Source organism: Lysinibacillus sp. G4S2, assembly GCF_030348505.1.
Classification (GTDB): domain Bacteria; phylum Bacillota; class Bacilli; order Bacillales_A; family Planococcaceae; genus Lysinibacillus.
The window spans coordinates 4736628-4751656 of sequence record NZ_JAUCFJ010000002.1 but is presented as its reverse complement, the minus strand read 5'-3'; the positions used below and the strand labels follow the sequence as shown (position 1 = coordinate 4751656).

Annotated in this window: 14 protein-coding genes and 1 riboswitch; of the genes, 10 read left to right on the top strand and 4 right to left on the bottom strand. The window is 38.5% G+C overall.

Annotated elements, in window-relative coordinates:
* The first annotated feature begins 65 nt into the window (after nt 1-65).
* From QUF91_RS24350 to QUF91_RS24330, 5 genes are all read left to right on the top strand, one after another.
* Nucleotides 66-1295, top strand: coding sequence for a carboxylate--amine ligase (locus tag QUF91_RS24350; RefSeq protein WP_285399782.1), 1230 nt, complete (start codon nt 66-68; stop codon nt 1293-1295).
* On the top strand, nt 1295-1996 hold the full coding sequence (gene cuyB / locus QUF91_RS24345) for a cysteate racemase (RefSeq protein ID WP_289419665.1): 702 nt from the start codon (nt 1295-1297) through the stop codon (nt 1994-1996). Before QUF91_RS24350 ends, cuyB begins: the two co-directional genes overlap by 1 nt.
* Before the next feature lie 216 nt (nt 1997-2212).
* Nucleotides 2213-3361, top strand: a complete 1149-nt coding sequence (locus tag QUF91_RS24340; protein ID WP_285399779.1) for a DEAD/DEAH box helicase — start codon at nt 2213-2215, stop codon at nt 3359-3361.
* Between the two features lies 1 nt (nt 3362).
* On the top strand, nt 3363-4592 hold the full coding sequence (locus tag QUF91_RS24335; protein ID WP_289419664.1) for an aminopeptidase: 1230 nt from the start codon (nt 3363-3365) through the stop codon (nt 4590-4592).
* Nucleotides 4593-4615: 23 nt separating this feature from the next.
* On the top strand, nt 4616-5584 hold the full coding sequence (locus QUF91_RS24330; RefSeq protein ID WP_289419663.1) for an SGNH/GDSL hydrolase family protein: 969 nt from the start codon (nt 4616-4618) through the stop codon (nt 5582-5584).
* Nucleotides 5585-5598: 14 nt separating this feature from the next.
* Here the strand turns inward: QUF91_RS24330 and QUF91_RS24325 are convergent, their stop codons facing one another.
* A complete protein-coding gene (locus QUF91_RS24325) occupies nt 5599-6348 on the bottom strand; it encodes a hypothetical protein (protein ID WP_289419662.1) in 750 nt (249 codons plus the stop codon).
* Between the two features lie 92 nt (nt 6349-6440).
* On the opposite strand from QUF91_RS24325, the gene QUF91_RS24320 reads away from it, so the two are divergent.
* Both QUF91_RS24320 and QUF91_RS24315 read left to right on the top strand, forming a co-directional pair.
* Nucleotides 6441-7598 carry an exonuclease SbcCD subunit D gene (locus QUF91_RS24320; protein WP_289419661.1) on the top strand — a complete coding sequence of 386 codons (1158 nt, stop codon included), beginning with the start codon at nt 6441-6443 and terminating at the stop codon, nt 7596-7598.
* Nucleotides 7595-10675, top strand: a complete 3081-nt coding sequence (locus QUF91_RS24315; protein ID WP_289419660.1) for an AAA family ATPase — start codon at nt 7595-7597, stop codon at nt 10673-10675. The genes QUF91_RS24320 and QUF91_RS24315 overlap by 4 nt, the downstream gene beginning before the upstream one ends.
* 643 nt (nt 10676-11318) lie before the next feature.
* On the opposite strand, the gene QUF91_RS28345 is transcribed toward QUF91_RS24315, so the two are convergent.
* Nucleotides 11319-11471 (bottom strand): LUD domain-containing protein, encoded by a 153-nt coding sequence (locus QUF91_RS28345; protein WP_483308109.1) that lies wholly within the window; start codon nt 11469-11471, stop codon nt 11319-11321.
* Nucleotides 11472-11623: 152 nt separating this feature from the next.
* A complete protein-coding gene (locus QUF91_RS24305) occupies nt 11624-11956 on the bottom strand; it encodes a magnetosome magnetite crystal formation protein family (RefSeq protein ID WP_285400352.1) in 333 nt (110 codons plus the stop codon).
* Between the two features lie 123 nt (nt 11957-12079).
* Nucleotides 12080-12187, top strand: a riboswitch (TPP riboswitch).
* Between the two features lie 166 nt (nt 12188-12353).
* Between QUF91_RS24305 and thiT the strand changes: the two genes are divergently transcribed.
* The 3 genes from thiT to map all read left to right on the top strand — a co-directional run bounded on the left by thiT (nt 12354) and on the right by map (nt 14092).
* Nucleotides 12354-12914, top strand: a complete 561-nt coding sequence (gene thiT / locus QUF91_RS24300) for an energy-coupled thiamine transporter ThiT (protein ID WP_289419659.1) — start codon at nt 12354-12356, stop codon at nt 12912-12914.
* A gap of 195 nt (nt 12915-13109) precedes the next feature.
* The gene (locus tag QUF91_RS24295; protein ID WP_289419657.1) at nt 13110-13286 is read left to right on the top strand and encodes a hypothetical protein; all 177 of its coding nucleotides are present in this window, start codon (nt 13110-13112) and stop codon (nt 13284-13286) included.
* A gap of 50 nt (nt 13287-13336) precedes the next feature.
* Complete coding sequence (gene map, locus QUF91_RS24290; protein WP_289419655.1) at nt 13337-14092, top strand: type I methionyl aminopeptidase; 756 nt, start codon at nt 13337-13339, stop codon at nt 14090-14092.
* Between the two features lie 25 nt (nt 14093-14117).
* Here the strand turns inward: map and QUF91_RS24285 are convergent, their stop codons facing one another.
* Nucleotides 14118-14831 carry a hypothetical protein gene (locus QUF91_RS24285; protein WP_289419653.1) on the bottom strand — a complete coding sequence of 238 codons (714 nt, stop codon included), beginning with the start codon at nt 14829-14831 and terminating at the stop codon, nt 14118-14120.
* Nucleotides 14832-15029 lie beyond the last annotated feature (198 nt).

Genomic DNA, 15029 nt, shown 5'->3' with positions numbered 1-15029 from the left:
CGGAACGGAAGTCAACCCCATGTTATGGTGATAAGCCTAAAAAAAGCTAAAGTGAGTTGAGTAGAATGGCTATTGAGCACGCTTTTTTACCGGTTTTATTAGGAGATGAAATGAATGCTTACGGTATGGCAAGAGCATTTTACGAGTCATATGGAGTTAAACCACTAGCATTAAACCATACAAATATGGAGAAAATACAACAGAGTGACTTATTAACATTTCGTGAAGTACCAAGACTCCATATTGAGGAAAGATTTATAGTCGCTTTAAAGACAATTGCTGAAGAATTTGCAGGTAAAAAACTACTGTTATTAGCCTGTGATGAATTTTATGTGAAAAAAATTGTACAACATAAAGAAGAACTAGCTGAATATTTTGTAGTTCCGTATGTTGATGCCAAACTGGCTAACCAGCTATTAACACGTGAGAGTATGTATGAACTTTGTGCGAAGTTCGGCTTTCACTATCCGGCAATGCATGTTTGCACCGTCAATGACTATGAGGAATTTGACATTCCTTTTGAATATCCGGTTGTCATTAAACCTCTGAATATGACAAAGTATGCTACATGTATTTTTCCAGGTAAGAAAAAAGTGTATATTGCAAAAGATAGCGACGAAAAGGAAGCTATTTTCCACGCCATTTATAAGGAATCTGTATACCGAGATGACATAATGGTACAGCAATATATACCAGGCGATGATGCTCATATGTGCGTCGTCAATGCTTATGTTGGGCAAGACAGTAAGGTAAAGCTGCTTTCTGTAGGGAACCCAATTTTAGAGGAGCATTCTCCAGAGGGGATTGGTCGCTATGTAGCCATAATGACAGCATATGATCAAGACTTAATGGATCATGTGAAATTGTTTCTAGAAGAGATTCGATTCCAAGGCTTTGCCACGTTTGATATGAAGTATGATGAACGTGACGGTCAATATAAGTTATTAAGTATTGAATTACATAATGAACTTTCCAATTATTATGTGACAGCAAGTGGCTATAATTTAATGCAATATGTTGCGGATGATTTTATTCGAGGAAGCAAGCAACAACTAACCTATGTTCAGAATAAGCATCTTTGGACGATTGTGCCAAATGGTGTACTCTTTAAATATGTACAAAATGAACAGCTAGTAATTGAAGCGAAGAGTCTTATTCGCCAAGGAATGGCCACGGATTCCATCTTTAATTATAAAGATATGAATGCGAAGCGTTGGTTGAATATAACGCTAGATAATTTAAGTTTTTATCGCCAATATAAGAAATATTTTAACAACAAAGGTCTGTCAAACTAATGAAAAAACAAACTTTAGGTATAATAGGTGGCGTAGGTCCACTTGCAACGATGTTTATCGGTGAAATGATTGTAAGACGTACGAAGGCAACGAAGGATCAGGAGCATCTACATACAATCATTGATAATGATACGAATATTCCTGATCGTACAGCCTTTATTTTAGATAATACAAAGGAAAATCCAGTTCCAGTAATAGTCGCAGATGCTAAAAAGCTTGCTTCTGTAGGAGCAGATGTGATTGCTATCCCATGCAATACGGCACATACCTTTTATGATGATATCGTTGAAGGCTCTCCAGTGCCCGTTTTACATATGATTCGTGAAACGGCAAAGCGTGCCTATGACTTAGGGGCAGAGCGTGTCGGCATTTTAGCGACAACAGGTACATTAACTTCACGTATGTATCAAGATGCGTTAGAGGAATTTGGTATAAAACCTGTTGTCCCAGACGATAGTATGAAAGAAAAAGTCATGTCTATTATTTACGATTACGTAAAGGCTGGAAAGGATGTCTCTCAGGAGGATTGGCAGCCGATAGAAGAGGCGATGCTTGTACTTAATTGTGATCGTATCGTGTTAGGATGTACAGAATTATCTATCGTCAATAGAGATTTAAAGCTAAGTGATAAATATATCGACTCACTAATTGTTTTAGCAGAACGTGCTATTTTAGCATGTGGCTATGAAATAGTAGGTTAACCATTGTATTACCAAATAAAATCTGCTCGCTTTTTGCGGGTAAGCCTCAAGCCTTAAGGAAGCTCAAGTGAAAGGGTTTTGGAGCTTACAAATTCCGTATATGAGCGAGCAGATTTATTTGATTGAAACGATTAGATAAAGGTTTACGTACATATGAAGTAGGAAAATGATTAGTGTGTTAAACTAGTGTCAAGCAGATAGAAGGTGGGAAATTACATGTCAGTAATTAATTTATTAAAAGAAGATTTACAAGCAAAATGGAAATTTGAAGAGCCGATGAAAATTCAAGAAGAAATGATTCCAGCAATGCTTGAAGGCAAAGATATTGTAGCCGAATCGCCGACAGGATCGGGGAAGACGTTAGCGTATGTACTTCCTTTATTAAATAAGGTAAACGGTTCAAAAAAACAAACACAAGGACTTATCGTAGCCCCATCACAGGAGCTTGCAATGCAAATTGTAGAGGTTATCCGTGAATGGACAGCAGGTTCTGATATTACGGTTCAACAACTAATTGGTGGTGCAAACTCCGCACGTCAAATCGAAAAGTTAAAGAAAAAACCGACGATCGTTGTAGGAACACCAGGCCGATTAAATGAATTAGCACGTGCAGGAAAATTAAAGCTAAAAGAAATTGAAACAGTTATTTTAGATGAATGTGATCAGTTACTTAGTCGTGAATATCGTGTCGTAGTAAAATCCTTTATCGAAGGTTCAGCATATGGGCGACAAATAGTTGTTGTTTCAGCAACAATTACAGAGGAAATTGAATTAGTAGCTAGTCGCATGATGTTCGAGCCAGTACGCTTCAAAATTAAGCCTGAAGATATGTTAAAGGTTGGTAAAGTTGTACACTCTTTCGTGAAAGTGGAGGAGCGAGATAAAACTGATTTCCTACGCCGACTATCACATACAGAAGGATTACGTGCATTAGCTTTCGTCAACAATATAGATCAATTGCTGATGAAGGAAACGAAATTACAATACCGTGCGGCACCGATTGTGACTTTACATTCTGACATGAAGAAAGAAGAACGTAAAAAGACGTTAGATGCATTCCGTAAAGGAGAAGCGCGTATTTTAATTGCAACAGATATTGCTGCACGTGGTTTAGATATTGCAGGTTTAACACATGTTATTCATGTTGATGTCCCTAGAACAATTGAGCAGTATTTACATCGTTCTGGTCGTACAGGTCGTGCTGGAGCAGATGGTGAAGTATTGACGTTATTATCTTATCGTGATGAAAAAACATATAAAAAATGGACAAGAGAAATTCCAGGCAAGCCTGTACAAAAAATATGGCACGATGGCAATCTAGTGGAAGGCAATTCAAAAACAATTGGACAGAAGCGAGGTAAATAATATGACTTTTGAAGAAAAATTACAAGCATACGCAGAGCTTGCAGTAAAAGTTGGTGTCAATATTCAGCCAGGGCAATACTTATTAGTCAATACGTCAGTGGATGCACTGGACTTTGCACGCTTAGTTGTGAAAGAGGCTTATAAGGCTGGAGCAGGTCGTGTTCATGTAAACTTTTCAGATGATGAAATGGATCGTGCTTACTTCGAGCATGCCTCAGATGAGGAATTCAATCGTTTCCCGGAATGGGTAGTTAAAATGCGTGATGAGGTAATCGAACGTAAAGGAGCGCTATTATGGATTGATGCTGCAGATCCTGATAAATTAACAGGAATTCCAGCAGACCGTCTTGCAACACATCAAAAGGTATCAGGAGCTGCACTGAAAAACTACCGCAACGCTGTAATGAAGGATTTAATAGCATGGTCGATTGTTGCTGTGCCTTCTCCAAAATGGGCAGCGAAAGTATTCCCGAAGCTTGCTGCTGAAGAACAAGTACCAGCATTATGGGAAGCTATTTTTAAAACGGTTCATATTGGTGAAGGTAATGCTGTTGAAAACTGGCGTGAGCATGTAACAAATTTAGAATCTCGTGCAGACCTTCTGAACAATAAAAAATATGCGAAGCTTCACTATACAGCGCCAGGTACTGATTTAACAATTGCGTTAGCTCCACAGCATAAATGGCTTACTGGAGGTAGTAAAACGCCAGATAATAATGTCTTCATTGCCAATATGCCAACGGAAGAGGTTTATACGTTACCGCTGAAGCAAGGTGTAAATGGTTATGTCAGCAATACAAAACCATTAGTTTATCAAGGGAATATTATTGATGGCTTTAAACTGACATTTGAAGAAGGCAAAATTATTAAGGCTGAAGCACAGGTAGGGCATGATTTATTACAGGAGCTCATTAATGTAGATGAAGGCTCTTGTTATTTAGGTGAGGTGGCACTTGTACCACATGAATCACCAATTTCAGCATCGGGAATTTTATATTTTAATACATTGTTTGATGAAAATGCATCAAACCATTTAGCGATTGGCGAAGCTTATCCAACTTGCTTAGAAGGTGGAAGAGATTTAGAAAATGGACAGCTTGAGGCGTTAGGTGCAAATATTTCAGTAACACATGAGGACTTTATGATTGGCAGCGGTGAGATGGACATTGACGGTATTTTACCAGATGGAACTGTAGAGCCAATTTTCCGCAAAGGTAGCTGGGCATTTTAAGTAAAGAAAAGGAGCCTGCGCAGATGAAACGATTACTAAGCTTAATTGGTACAGTTATACTTACGATGGTATTTGGTGTTTCATCTGCTTTTGCTCAGAGTGAAAACTACCTATCAATTGGCGATTCCTTGGCAGCTGGTCAAACACCTTATCGACAGGTTGATACAGGCTATAGTGATTTAATCGCCATGAGATTGGGGATGACTGGGCAATTGAGTTTCTATACGAAGGAGCTCGCTTTCCCAGGTTTCACTACAGCTGATGTCTTAAAACGAGTAAAATCAGAGGAAGCAAGTGACTTATTAGCGAATGCAACACTGATCACGATGTCGGCAGGTGCCAACGATTTACTACGTCTTGTACAGGTTAATCCAACAGCTGGTACATTAGCCTTTTCACAGCTACAAACTGATTATGCATTAAATGTTGTCAGAAAAAATATGGTAGAGATTTTAGAGGAATTGAAAGTACTAGCACCTAAAGCAAAAGTCTATGTAATGGGCTATTATTTTGCTTATCCAAATGTGCATGCTTCACAAAAAGAAGGCACAAATGCACAGCTCGTCAAGCTAAATACGATTTTACAGCAACAAGCAGAACAGGCTGGCGCAACGTATGTAAACGTATACGATGCTTTCGGGTTAAACGCAACGAATCTTTTACCCAATAGTTCAGACGTACATCCAAATTTTGAAGGCTATCGCCAAATGGCCAATGCATTTTTACATGAATATAGTGGAAGCAACGCACTAGCTATTTCTTCAAATGAATTGCCAAAGCCTAACCCGATCTCATTTGAGCAGATTTTAGAACAGCAAGAGACGGCTGAGCAGAAACAAGAAGTAGAAAAACAAGAAAAAGAAAAAGAAAAAGAAAAAGAAAAAGAAAAAGAAAAAGAAAAAGAAAAGCCAAGTCCTGCTGCAAGTATCATTCAAGGTTTTACTGGATATGCTGCTGCTTTTATGGAAACGGTTAGAGCAATTCGGTTATAAAGAACATTTCAATATTAACTATTTACAACAGGGCATCGGCAATGATGCTCTTTTTTATGTAAATCGATAAAAGAGACGGATAGAATCAGAGTGACGGATAGAATAGTTAGAGCGACGGAAAGAATCCCTGGAGCGACGGATAAAATTGCCGAAGTGACGGAAAAAATCCTCTGAGCGACGGATAGAACCGAAGTGACGGATAGAATAGTCAGAGCGACGGAAAGAATCCCCGGAGCGACGGATAGAATTGTCGAAACGACGGAAAGAACCCTCAGAGCGAAGGATAGAACCGGAGTGACGGATAGAATAGTCAGAGCGACGGAAAGAATCCCTGGAGCGACGGAAAGAATTGTCGAAACGACGGAAAGAATAGTCAGAGCGGCGGATAAAATTGTCGGAGCGACGGAAAGAATCCTCTGAGCGAAGGATAGAACCGGAGTGACGGATAGAACAGTCAGAGCGACGGAAAGAATCCCTGGAGCGACGGATAGAATTGTCGAAACGACGGAAAGAGTCAGAGCGAAGGATAGAATAGTCAGAGCGACGGAAATAATCCCCGGAGCGACGGATAAAATTGTCGAAGCGACGGAAAGAACTCTCAGAGCGAAGGATAGAACCGGGGTGACGGATAAAATAGTCAAAGCGACGGAAATAATCCCTGGAGCGACGAATAAAATTGCCGAAGCGACGGAAAGAATCCTCTGAGCGACGGATAGAATCGACGCCCCCAGGAAAGAGACTAGTTGGATCGCAATCAACCCCACGTTATGGTGATGAACCTTTTATTAAACTAATAAAAGGAAGACCAATCAATCCATCAGCCATGATAAAATGAAATAGACAGGAGGAGCAAAGAATGAAAATATTTCATACAGCAGATTGGCATTTAGGGAAGCTTGTACAAGGCGTATACATGACGGAGGATCAGCATTATATTTTACAGCAATTTATGCAAGCTATTGATGAGGAAAAACCGGATGTAATCATTATAGCAGGTGATTTATATGACCGTTCGATGCCCCCTATAGAGGCAGTGAATTTACTAAACGATATTTTGGCGGAAATTGTACTTGATAAAAAAATCCCTGTATTAGCAGTTGCCGGGAACCATGATAGTGCAGGTCGATTGAATTTTGGAAGTAGTTTAATGAGCGATAGTGGCTTACATATTAAAGGTCAATTTACGAAAGATCATGCACCGATCGTTTTACATGATGAGTATGGTGAAGTACATTTTCATCTCGTACCATATGCAGAGCCAGCTTCAGTACGGACTATTTTAGATGATGATTCCATTCGATCTCATCAGGATACAATGCAAAAAATTATCGATCATCTTGCACAAAGCATAGATATAACAAAACGTAATGTTTTTGTTGGACATGCCTTTGTGACGAAGTATGGAGAAGAGGAAGCGAATACGAGTGATTCAGAGCGCCCTCTATCAATTGGAGGCTCGGATTGTATAACTGCATCGTTATTTAAGCCTTTTAACTATACGGCGCTGGGACATTTGCATAAAGCGCATTTTGTGTTGAATGAAACGATTCGATATGCTGGCTCTCCATTGAAGTATTCATTATCTGAGCACTTACATGAGAAGGGCTTTTTAATAGTTGAGTTAGATGCACAGGGAGAAATCACTGTCACAAAACGCAAGCTTGTAGCGAGACGAAATTTACGTGTGGTAGAGGGTTTAATGGATGATTTATTGAAATTACCGCCTAGTGATGATTATGTATTTGTACGTTTAACAGATACGACGTCAGTAGCTTCACCGATGGAACGTATTCGGACTGTTTTTCCTCATGCAATGCATGTGGAGCGTAAAGCAATACGCCAAGAAATCCAACATGAAATTCAAGCGGTTGAGACGGAAAAGGTAGAAGACATCGATTTATTGCGATCATTTTTTGCAGATATAATTGGCGTACAGCCAGATCAAGATACAGAGCGTCTATTTACAGAGATGCTGCAAGAATTACTAGATGAGGAGCGGGAGACAGTAAAATGAAGCCATTAAAGTTAACGATTACTGCATTCGGTCCATATAAAAATACAGAGGTTATTGATTTTCAACAGCTTGGTGACCATCGTCTATTTGCGATTTCCGGAAAAACAGGTGCGGGGAAAACGACAATTTTTGATGCTATTTGTTATGCACTGTATGGATCGGGGAGTGGTGAGGATCGTCAGGATACGGCTATGCTACGAAGCGGATTTGCAGATGATGATGTGTACACTGCTGTAGAACTCATCTTTGAAATGCATGGTAAGGTTTATCAAATTTTACGTCAGCCGGGTCATGTTAAAGCCAAAAATAAAAGTATTACTGGAAAGAAAATTGAACTGGCTGAAATGAAAGAAGACAAACTTGATTTTAGTATTGTAGAAAAGCAGCAAACGCTCGAGGTAGATAAAAAGCTACAAGAAATAATAGGCTTAACAAAAGATCAGTTTAGCCAAATTGTTATGCTACCACAAGGTGAATTTCGCAAGCTATTAACATCAGATTCTACGAATAAAGAAGTTATTTTGCGCAAAATTTTTAAGACAGACCGCTTCGGTGCTATGACAAAAAGACTTGATGCGAAACGAAAAGAAGCTGAAAGTGATTTACTGCGTGCTAAACAATTAAAAGAGCATCTTCTTGGTCAAATTGCAGGGGCTCTACCACAGCGTTCGTCATCTTTATTTACTTGTATTAATAATAATACCGAAAATATGCATCAGCTGAAGAAGGCTCTGGAAGAGGAGCAAACCTACTATACTGATTGTATACAAGTAGAGCAGCAGCGCTATAAAGAAGCTTATGCGCATCATCAAAAAGAACAAGAGTATTATAGTATGGCGAAAACGCTGAATGAGCAATTCGATGAGCAAACTAATCGTCAAAACCGTCTGCAAGCATTGCTACAAGAGCAAAATATATATAGTGCAAAAGAACGCGAAATTGCATTGGCAGAGCAAGCAGAGCGTCTTATCATACTTGAACAACAATGCATCGACTTACGTGCCGAGCAAAATCGGAAAGAACAATCCAATCAGCAAGCAATTATAGAGCAACAAAACGCAGAAGCTCAGTTAAAAGTAGCACAAGAGAAGTTCAACGCTGAAGAGGCGAAAGAGCCTGAACGTCAGCAAGTTTTACAGCAGGAATTACAGCTACAAGCATTATTGCCGAAATTTGAAGCGTATGAAAATAATCTTCAGCAAATGCAAATAGCTGAGCAATATGTTGAAACAGCAAAGCGAGCTGTAGAAGATAATAGGACAATCGTAGAAAAAGAACATAAGCAATTTCAGCAACTTACAACAACAATTGAGCAATTTGAAAAACAAATGGAGCCATACGAGGGTTATTTAGAACAGTTGCCGAAGCTAAAAGAGCAAGTATCATTACTAGCGCAAGTTGAAAAATACACTAGAGCTGTTGAGACTGCTGAGCACGATGTCTTCACTACTAACGTCCACTATCAAGAAAGTAAGCAGGCTCTTCAAAAGCTGGAGCAGCAATGGATTGCAAGTCAGGCGAGTATTTTAGCACAGCAGCTGAAAGACGGGGAGCCTTGCCCAGTATGCGGTAGTACAACTCATCTTGAAACACATCGCGAGCAATTAGAGGTTATCGAATTAGCACAGGTGGAAGTTTTACGAGTAAAGGCAGCTGCTGATGAGCGCAAGTTTTTAGAGAAAGAAGCTTTATTTAATTCTACAAAGCAACTTTTACAAGAAGCGCTAGAGCAGTTAAAGACTAATGAAATTGATCAAGAAAATCAAGCACAACTTGCAGCTTCCTTACACAATGTAGAGCAACAAATTACACTATTAAAAGTAGTGAGCACTCAATTAGTTGATGTACGCATACAACAAAAGGATTATCGTGTGCAAATGGAGCGTCTTCAAGAAAAGCAAATAAAGCTAGAGCAATATTTAGCGGAAAAGACGAAGGAATTTACAAAACAACAAGCAGTTGTGGAAGAGCAACAAAAGAATATTCCAGAAAATCTTAAAACGTTACAGGCATTAAAGCAGGCAATTGCTGATCTTAGTTCACAAAAGGTGGCATTACAAACTGCCTGGCATGCTAGCCAACAAAACCTGCAATCTGCCAAGGAAGCAGCGAATAATACTAGAATGGCAGTGGAAATAACTAAACAAGCTTACGAGGAATTGAAGCTGAAAATGGATGAAAAGCGCGAGCAATTTTCAGTAAGTATGAAGGAAGCGGGCTTTGACAGCTATGAAGAGTTTGCGGCTGCAAAGCGTAGCGTGATGCAAATAGAGGTTTTACGGAAAGCTTGTAGTGATTATGCTCTGCAAATAAACACATTGCAAGTACAAATTACTGAGGGAGCAAAGCATCTTAAAGGTCAAGAGAAACAAGATTTAACGTTAATGGAAGAAAAGTTAGAGATGCTCCGTGTGACATATGAAGAAGCCTTTAAAGTATTACAACAGATAGAAGGATTTGCGAAAGCGTGCACAGACTTTATCGAAAAAGTTGAGGAAACGGAACAGGAAATACGCTCCCTTGAAAAAGAGGCGGGACGGGTGAAGGAACTCTATGCAATGTTAAATGGACAGAATGCGAAAAAGCTATCCTTTGAGCGTTATATTCAAATCAATTATTTAGATAAAATTACAGAGGCAGCGAACGTCCGTCTACATCATTTATCCAATGGGCAATTTGAGCTACGACGTTCAGATCGATTAGAAAAGCATGCGAAGCAAAGTGGACTTGGACTAGATGTATATGATGCTTATACGGATCAATTACGAGATGTGAAGACATTATCAGGGGGAGAAAAGTTTAATGCATCTTTAAGTCTTGCCCTTGGTATGGCAGATGTCATTCAAAGCTTCCAAGGTAATGTTCGTATTGAAACGATGTTTATTGATGAGGGCTTTGGTTCTCTCGATGAAGAAGCATTGAATAAGGCGATTGATACTCTTATTGATTTACAAGATTCTGGACGCATGATTGGTGTCATATCACACGTTGCAGAATTAAAAGCTACAATGCCCGCAGTTTTACATGTTGAAAAAACAATGAATGGTCACAGTCAAACATATTTTGAAGTGAAGTGAAAAACAAAACGATCAAAATCTTTGTGAATGTTGTGGCGTTTTAAATCCAGGGTGATTTTCATTCTAGGCAACTTTCTTTCCTGTTGGCGAGTGTCGAGCTACTTCCACTTCATTCAACGATAGCGTAGAACTTTTATAAATTTTACGCATTTTAAAAGGAAAGCTATGACTACTCACCATAATCGAACAGAACAGACTTATAACAGAGAGCGATTGTACATCTAATTGTTGCTGTCGCTTCGCTTTCGCACAGATAAAGCATTTGTAGCTGACGCTTCGCTTTGCCGAAGAGCCATATTTTATTTAATATGACGCCTTAATTTCATTTCAACAACAATAAAAGAGACTGGGACAAAACTGGTCAAAACCTTAAAAAGCGCGAGAAATCAATTTAGAAACGTTGATTTCTCGCGTTTTTTTGATGTTAAATTTTGCGTAAAAAAATATGCTTATGTGCAAATTATCAGTGCGGTCAGATAATAGGTAGATGTCGATATTTTTCGAAAGTTGGTTGATAAATTAAAAAAGTTGGGTGATAAATCGATAAAGTTGGTCGATAAACAATCAAAAGTTCTCGATAAATCTCAAAACTGCAGCTCATTAAAAATTTTTGTCGCTGCACTTCTGTTGCAGAAAACCCTTCCTATAAATCATCAATAATAATGTAGGTCATGTACATAGGGCCGTGAACACCGACAACTAAAATTATTTCAATATCAGCAGAGTTACTAGGTCCGGAAATAACCCCATTTAACTTTAGGAGCGTATTATTTCTTATAGATGTTTTTGGAGGAATTAGTTGTTCCCTTCTTTGTAGCGATTACTTTTTTTACAATTGGGATAACGAAAGGTGCTAATTTTACGGCGGTTTTGACAACTTTAGATACTTTCATTAAAATAACAGCTCCTTTAACTCTTAGTATTACCTGTTCAATTCCGTAATGAAACTTATCGGATCACGCGAACAGCTTGAATAATATTCCAAATTACGATGCCTAGAGAGATGAGTAAGTAAATTGCGAATGAAGCAAACCAAATGATAAGAAACGTAGTGCTACCTGAATCCGGTTCAAAAGTGTTAAATGATAAAGTTGAGAAGATAAAGACGGCGAAGAAGATAATTCCAAACACGACTGGAATTAAATGAGATATAAGTGCTCGGATAGAATGTTTCTTGACGTAGCTATCTTTTGAAACAAAATAAACCACTATTGGCACAATAAAAGGTGCGAACAAAATACTGAGATAACTAAAGGCAGACAAAACTTTTTGGTTCTCCATAGTAGTACCTCCTTTTTTTATATTTACGCATGAAAAACAGCAAAGTTTCAAAAAAAATGTGGAAGAGGTTGTAATCATAACCGTGTTTGCGTACAATTAGGTAGTTCAATTAAATTAAGATGTAACGACCACAAGGGGAGCTGATGATGTCAGCTGAGACTGGGCACTTAATGCCTTGACTCTTTGAACCTGTAAGTTAACACTTGCGTAGGGATGTGGATAGAAACCGACACTTTTACGATGTGAGGCTCTGTCCTGGCATCGTTTTTTCTTTATTCGGTCACTAAAAACGTACTGAGTAGAGATTAAGTCTTTTTGGTGTCAGATAGGGACATATTTATCGAATGTTTTCTATTCCTGCTCTTGTATCCTACATCGGAACAAAGGAGAGAATAATATGGACAAAAAAAGACTTTTAATGCTTGTGGAGATTGCAATATTCGCAGCGATCGGTCTAGTGCTTGATCAGGTTTCCTTTAAAGTATGGGCACAAGGTGGCTCTGTTAGTCTAGTGATGGTGCCAATAATTTTAATAGCATTCCGATGGGGCCTTATTCCAGGTCTAACGACGGGCTTACTAATTGGTGTTATGCAAACAATGTTTGGTGCCTATATTGTACATTGGCTTCAAGGATTACTCGATTACGGCGTTGCCTTCACTGTAGTTGGTTTAGCTGCAATTGTTCGTCGACCAGTACTTGAGGCTGCGAAAAATTTAAACAAAACAAAAATGGCACTTTATATTATTTTAGGAACTGTATTAGCAGGGTTTTTACGTTATGCGGCACATACAATTGCTGGCGCTGTATTTTTCTCAGAATATGCTGGCGATCAAAATGCATGGATTTATTCAATCATCTATAATGGAACATATATGCTACCAGCAACGGTTTTAACAGCAATTGTTGCTGTTCTGTTATTTACAGCCGCTCCTCAATTAATGCAACGAAAATCATAACTATTATGCCCTTCACATGAGTGGAGGGTTTTTATTTTTATTAAATTGAATGGGGGATTATTGCTTTTTTAGCTAGTTAGGGATGACGTATAGTAAACCGTATGTTATGAAAATAAGTTGTTCTTCGTTCCGGCTGGGCGACTCTTTGGGGATCAGCGTCACAGATGAGACCCTGCAGCGCAGCGGATGTTTTCTGTGCTAAAGCAAAGCGACAGCAACAAATGTATTCTCTGTGCTAAAGCGAAGCGACAGCGGCAAAGCGCCCAGCCGGAACGGAAATCGATCTCACGTTTTGGAGATGAGCCTGTTTTTCAGCACTTTACAATTTATGATGACATACAATATTTAAAGCGTTTAGCGTTTTTTGTATAAAAAGTTATGTTATATTATTGAATAGATATTAGATGAAAGGGACGTTAAAAATGATCGTAAAAACGCAAGAAGAGATTGAAGCCTTTAAAAAAATCGGCCGTATTTGTGCTGAAATTCGTGAAGCAATGAAGGCCGCTACAAAACCAGGTGTAACTACACTGGAACTAGATGAAATTGCAGGCCGTATGTTTGCTGAGGCAGGAGCAGTTTCTGGACCTAAAGGGGAGTATGATTTCCCAGGATACACATGTATTAGTGTTAATGAGGAAGTCGCACATGGTATTCCAGGTAAACGTGTGATTAATGAGGGAGATATCGTAAACATTGATGTATCTGGTTCATTAAATGGCTATTTTGCTGATACGGGTATTTCATTTGTAGTTGGTGAAGGCTATGAGGATAAAGAAAAGCTATGTCGCGTAGCTAAAAGTGCTTTTGATCGTGCAATGACAAAAGTAAAAGCAGGCTCGAAATTAAACCAAATCGGAAAAGCTGTTGAGCGTGAAGCGTATGCCAATGATTTAACAGTGATCATGAACCTAACAGGTCATGGATTAGGTCGTTCATTACATGATGAGCCAAATCATATTTTAAACTATTATGATGCATGGGATTCTACAATTATGAAAGAGGGCATGGTGCTTGCAGTCGAGCCATTTATCTCGGCAAAAGCGGAGCATATTGTGGAATCTGGTGATGGCTGGACATTCGTTACGCCAGACAAATCATTAGTTGCTCAAATCGAGCATTCAATTATCGTTACAAAAGACAAACCAATTATTTTAACTTCACTTGATGAACAATAAAAAAGCTAAAATCCTGCTAACCAATTTATTTTTGGTAGGCAGGATTTTTTTTGATAAATAATATACCGACAAGTAGCACTCCACATAAAAATAAAGATGCCGTTGTCACAAGTAGCTCATCTAAACCATTATGTAACGCAACCCCAACATAGGACCAGATAAATACACTTGGATACATAATATCAAAATGATGGAATCGAATATGTAGCGCTATTGCGACCCCGATTGTCAGTAAAATAACTGCCCAAAGTGGATTACTAAGGCCAAAACCATTCCATTGATAAGATGTTAGCGTAAAGCTTACGTTTGTCATCAGTATAAATGTAACCCATGCGAAGTAAATCGAGAAGGGTATTCGACCTGAAGGTGAATGATCGCTGAGAGGGTACGTATTGTACAACAAAAATAAATACAGTACTAAAATAAACGTACTAGCAATTGTCACGATAAATAGTTCGTGATGCCAAAACACAATTGTTAACGCCTGCATGATGCAAATGCTACTAAAGAGAACAGTCTGTTTAATAGATGTCTTTTTAATATTCATGACTAACCAATAACCAAGTAACATGTAAATTACAATCCAAATCACATAGCTAACATTAAAAGGTGCGAATATTACAGGAAAACGATTTGAGATCTCTAATGAAGATTGATCGTTTATTTTCATGAAATAGGATGAAAAGGTTAGGATAAGTGAGACAATATAAGATACTGTCATCAAAATAAATCGAGGCATGTTTTCCTCTCCCTTCGTGTTAAATTGTATAGGGAAAAGACAAATAAGTATAGGACTGTGACATTATATTTTCATTATAACGGAAATTTCTAACAATGTATCGTGTTGTTTAAAATCATCTACAATTTACCATTTGAATAGGCATTCATATATTTCTTTAGTACAATAGGGATATCCAAATGTAAGGAGTGAAGTTTT